The following is a 4761-nucleotide window of genomic DNA, read 5'->3' as shown; positions in this document are numbered from 1 at the left end:
CTGCGCGATTGCCGCTCCCACCGCGTTGGCGCAGTCGCCATGCGGCACGCGCACGATCTCGGAGATGCCGGGCAGGTGGTCCGGCACCAGGAAGGCGCCGCCGCCGACCGCGAGCAGCGGTACGTCGCCGGCTTCGGTCTTCATCCGGTCGATGTCGTCGGCGAGCTTGCGATGCGCGGCGGCGAGTGCGGCCTCGATCAGCGGCTTCGGCAGCGAGGCGACGCGGGCGCGGTCGCCGATCTCGACGAGGCCGGCGGCAACCGCGATGTCGGTCGCGGTGAGGCGCGTGCCGCCGAACACCAGCGCCTCCGAGGTCAAGCGGTAGCCGACGCTGACCGGCCCGACCCGCGCCGGGTCTTGCTCGACATGGCTGCCGCCACCGAGTCCGATCGACAACAGGTCGGGCATCCGGAACAGCGTCCGCACCCCGCCGACCTCGACCACCGCGTTGGCTTCGCGCGGAAAGCCGTGGCGGAGCTGGCCGATGTCGCTGGTGGTGCCGCCGACATCCACCACCATGGCGTCGTCGAGGCCGGAGAGATGCGCAGCGCCGCGCATCGAGTTGGTGGCGCCGGAGGCGAAGCTCATCACCGGAAAGGCGGTGGCGATCTCGGCCTGCATCACCGTGCCGTCGTTCTGGGTCAGGAACAGCGGTGCATCGATGCCGCTGTCGGCGATGGCTTTCCGGAACGCCGCGACCGTGGTGCGCGCGAGATCGTTCAGCGCGGCATTGAGCAGCGCGGCGTTCTCGCGTTCCAACAGGCCGATGCGGCCGAGATCATGCGACAGCGTCACCGCGACTTCCGGGCAGATCTCGGCGAGGATGTCGCGTGCGGCGGTTTCGCAGCTCGGATCGAGCGGCGAGAAGCTGGAGCAGACCGCGACCGAGCGCAGGCCCTTGTCCCTGATCGTGCGCGCCGCGGCCTTCAGTCCGGCGATGTCGAGCGGCATGAACGGCCGGCCGTCGTAATCATGACCGCCCTCCAGCATGAAGATCTCGCCACTCACCAGCGCGGCGAGATCGGCCGGCCAGTCGCAGAACGGCGGCAGCGAGGCGGAGGCCGGCATGCCGATGCGGATCGCCGCGACCTTCTGCAGATGGCGACGCTGCACCACGGCGTTGACGAAATGCGTGGTGCCGATCACCACCGCGTCGACCGGCACGGCGGATGGCGGATTGGCGCGCAGCGCCTTCAGCGCATCGAGAATGCCCGAGGTGACGTCCTCGGTGGTCGGGCGCTTGACGGAGTGCACCACCTTCTCGTCTGCGAGCAGGACGGCGTCGGTGTTGGTGCCACCGACGTCGATGCCGATACGCTTCATCAAGCCTGAGCTCCCGCCGCGGGAAAGAGGGAATGGAAATCGAGGTCGTAGCCGAAGGCGCGGGGGCCGACGAATTCGAGGCCGCGCGGGCTGGTCAGCACCGCCGGCGCCGGCAGCGCCACCACGGTGACGCGCTGGCCGTAGCGCACGGTCTCGGTGCCGATGCCGTGGCCGTTGACGCTGTCGAGCACGCAGATCAGGTCGGGACAGGTCGCAATCGGCGTCTCGCCGCGCCAGGCTACGATCCATTCGTTCTGGAACGAGAGCTTCAGCCGCTCGCCGCGATCCGCGTCGCTGCCCTCCACGACCGCGCTGCCGCGCAAGAATCCCTCGGTGGTGCGGCGGGCGACATCGACGATCTTGCCGGTGAACAGCTTCTTGCCGCCCTCGCTGTCGAGCAGGGCGGCGATCGGGTCTTCGTGACAGCGGTTGGCCTCGCGCACGGCATAGCCGATCCGGATCGCCTTGCTGGTGGTGAAATGGATGCCCCAGTCCTTGACCTCGCGCCCGGTGCGCGGCGCCTTGCTGGTCGAGGCGATCGAGCCCATCTCGACGCAGATCTTGCGGCTGGCGCGCTCCATCCATTTCCAGCTCGGCACTTTCGTCACGACAGCTTCGATGCCGCGGGGATCGTACAGCGTGCAGGGATAGGGCTTCAGGTCGCCGATCGCGACCGACGTCATCTGCGCCTCGGGAAAGGCGCGGCCCATGCAGTCGGCGTCGACCACGGGAATGCCGAGATGCACGGCCGCCATCAGCGCCTGCACGCCGTTGCCGCCGCCGATCTCGACCGACATCACCGCGCGAAACTGGATGCCGTTGATCTCCTCCTGCATGCGCACGGCTCGCGCGATGTTGCGGCTGTCGGCGAGCCGCTCCTGGCCGACCAGCGGTGCGCCCATGTTGGAGACCACCGCGACGCGGTCGTCGTCATCGAGATCGAGCGGCGACATCAATTGCACGCGGTGGCCCTCGGCATAGAGCCGGCGCAGATTGAGCAGGCCGAGATAGGGGCTGCCGCCGCCGCCGGTGCCGAGAATCCAGGCGCCGACCGCGAGCGCCTCGATGTCGTCGAGGCTGACCGGCTTCGAACTCGCCTCGCTCACGAGATCAGCTCCTCGACCACGCGCGCGGCCGCCGCGATCGAGAGGATGACCGGGCCGCCATAGATCTTTCGCACCCGCGCCTTGTTGGCGCTGGAGTAGCTCATGCAGTCGAGCACCACGAGGTCGGGCGCCTTCTCGGCCATCGCGCGCGCGGCTTCGTCGACCGCATCGTCATCCGAGCCCGGCGTCAGCGTGACGCCGACCACCTCGACGTCCTCGCGCTGCCATTTCTTCGCGATCAGTTCGGTCTGCTCCACCAGTGGGGAGAACACGCCGAGCCGTCCCTTCGGCAGCACCGCCTCGACCAGGCGATGCAGCACGGCGGAGGGCAGGATCACCAGCCCTTCGGGCGCAAGATTGGGGAACTTGCCGGTGCAGGCGAGCATCGCGACGTCGATGCCCTCGGCCTTGAAGCGGGCGAGCTGCGCATTGGCGCGGCCCTCGACCGCCTTCTTGCTGATGCGGACATTGTCGCCACCTGGCAGCATCGTGAACAGCGCGTCGGCGCCGTCGACCGGCGGAATCGCGTCGATCTCGGCCCGGCTCATGCCGTCGAGCGCGCCGCGCAGTTCGAGGGTGGTGCCGGGCGACAGCACGGCACTGATTTCGGCTGCCATCGACGGTCGCGGGCTCTGCCCGATCACCACGACTCCCATACGCTTGTGCTTCAATGGCTGGTTCATGATTTCAATCCTTCAGCATGACGAGGTCGGTTGGATTCCAGTCCAGCCTGACGGTGCTGCCGGGCGCGAACAGATTGCCATTGCCGCCGTTCGGCTGCTGCGCCAGCACATGATGGCCACTGTCGAGCGCGATCCGGTACAGCACCGCGCCGCCGAGAAAATTCGTGCTCTCGACCGTGCCGGTTGCGCAGGCCGGCATATCGCCGCCGGCGGAGAGCCGGATTTTCTCCGGCCGCAGCGCGACGGAGAGGATACCGCTTGCGGAGGCGTCCGCGGCCGCAGGCAGCGCCAGGGTCAGCCCGTTGCCGGCTGCCAGCGCCGGCCCGGCGGCGGTCGCCACGCGCTCACCGCGAAAAATGTTGGTGTCGCCGATGAAGTCGGCGACGAAGCGCGTCGTGGGTTGATCGTAGATCTCGACCGGCGTGCCGACCTGCTCGACCCGGCCGCGATTCATGACGGCGATGCGGTCGGACATCGCCAGCGCCTCCTCCTGGTCGTGGGTGACGAACACCAAAGTGAGACCGAGGCTCTTCTGCAACCGCTTCAGTTCGAACTGCATCTGCTGGCGCAGCTTCTTGTCGAGCGCGCCGAGCGGCTCGTCGCAGAGCAGCACGCGCGGCTCGATCACGATGGCGCGGGCAAGCGCCACGCGCTGCTGCTGCCCGCCGGAGAGCTGGCCGGGGCGGCGATCTTCCAGGCCCGACAATTCGACCATGGCGAGCGCCGCCTTCACCTTGGCCGCGATCACAGCCTTGTCGAGGCCGCGCATGCGCAGGCCGAAGGCGACGTTCTCCGCCACCGTGCGATGCGGAAACAGCGCGTAATTCTGGAACACCATTGCCATGTCGCGCCTGTGCGCCGGCACATGGGTGATGTCGGCGCCATCGACGCGGATCGCGCCGGCGCTCGGGTTGTCGAACCCTGCGATCATGCGCAGCGTCGTGGTCTTGCCGCAGCCGGACGGGCCGAGCAACGAGAAGAACTCGCCGCGTCGGATCTCCATCGCGATCGTGTCGACCGCGCGCACGCCGCCGTCGAAGACCTTGCTGACATCATCGATCTCGATCGTCGCGCTCATGCCCGGAAGATCCGGTTGACGCGGGAGTCGATCTCGTCCTTTTGCGCATTGTACCACTTCCAGTCGACCTGGATCAGCTTTGAGACTTTGTCCGGGGTCGTCAGCAGTTTCGCATCGTATTTGGCGTCGAGCTTCACCGTCTTGTTGGCCGGCGAATACCACACGGTCTCGGCCAGCCGCTTCTGCACCTCCGGCCGCAGCATGTAGTTCACATAGGCGTTGGCGAGCTCCTTCATCTTGCTGCCGGGCGTGATCGTCAGCACCTGCTCCAGCGACAGCACGCCCTCGCCGGGCGTGATGAAGTCGATCGGCTGGTTCTGCCCGTCATAGCGATAGATGCCGGAATCATGGATCACGGCGAGACCGACCTCGCCGGACAGGAGCAGCTTCTCCATCGCGCCGGTGAAATCGACGAGCTTGATCGGCTTCAGCTTCTCGAGCGCAGCATAGGCGGCATCGAGATCGGTCTGGCCCTTGCCGTAGAGCGTGCCGCACATCATCAGGAAGGCTTGGCCCAGGCTGTTGACCGGGATCACATAGCCACCGCGCACGCCGTTATATTTCGCGTCCC

Annotated in this window: 5 protein-coding genes; all 5 read right to left on the bottom strand. The window is 67.5% G+C overall.

Features of this window, described 5'->3' with window-relative positions; all coding sequences use genetic code 11:
• Positions 1-1323: hydantoinase/oxoprolinase family protein (locus JOY90_RS30465; RefSeq protein ID WP_291694807.1), on the bottom strand; the 1323-nt coding region annotated here is incomplete at its 3' end.
• The gene (locus tag JOY90_RS30460; RefSeq protein WP_291694806.1) at positions 1323-2429 is read right to left on the bottom strand and encodes a DUF917 domain-containing protein; all 1107 of its coding nucleotides are present in this window, start codon (positions 2427-2429) and stop codon (positions 1323-1325) included. The genes JOY90_RS30460 and JOY90_RS30465, both read right to left, overlap by 1 nt.
• Positions 2426-3112 carry an AroM family protein gene (locus JOY90_RS30455; RefSeq protein ID WP_291694805.1) on the bottom strand — a complete coding sequence of 229 codons (687 nt, stop codon included), beginning with the start codon at positions 3110-3112 and terminating at the stop codon, positions 2426-2428. The genes JOY90_RS30460 and JOY90_RS30455 overlap by 4 nt, the downstream gene beginning before the upstream one ends.
• A gap of 4 nt (positions 3113-3116) precedes the next feature.
• Entirely contained in the window at positions 3117-4190 is a 1074-nt protein-coding gene (locus JOY90_RS30450; protein ID WP_291694804.1) for an ABC transporter ATP-binding protein, read from the bottom strand.
• A partial coding sequence (locus tag JOY90_RS30445; protein WP_291694803.1) for an extracellular solute-binding protein occupies positions 4187-4761 on the bottom strand: 575 nt, incomplete at its 5' end. The genes JOY90_RS30450 and JOY90_RS30445, both read right to left, overlap by 4 nt.

The sequence above is a fragment of the Bradyrhizobium sp. genome (assembly GCF_019242285.1).
Lineage (GTDB): Bacteria > Pseudomonadota > Alphaproteobacteria > Rhizobiales > Xanthobacteraceae > Bradyrhizobium.
The sequence above is the reverse complement of the archived record's forward strand: the minus strand, read 5'-3'. Positions and strand labels throughout refer to the sequence as shown.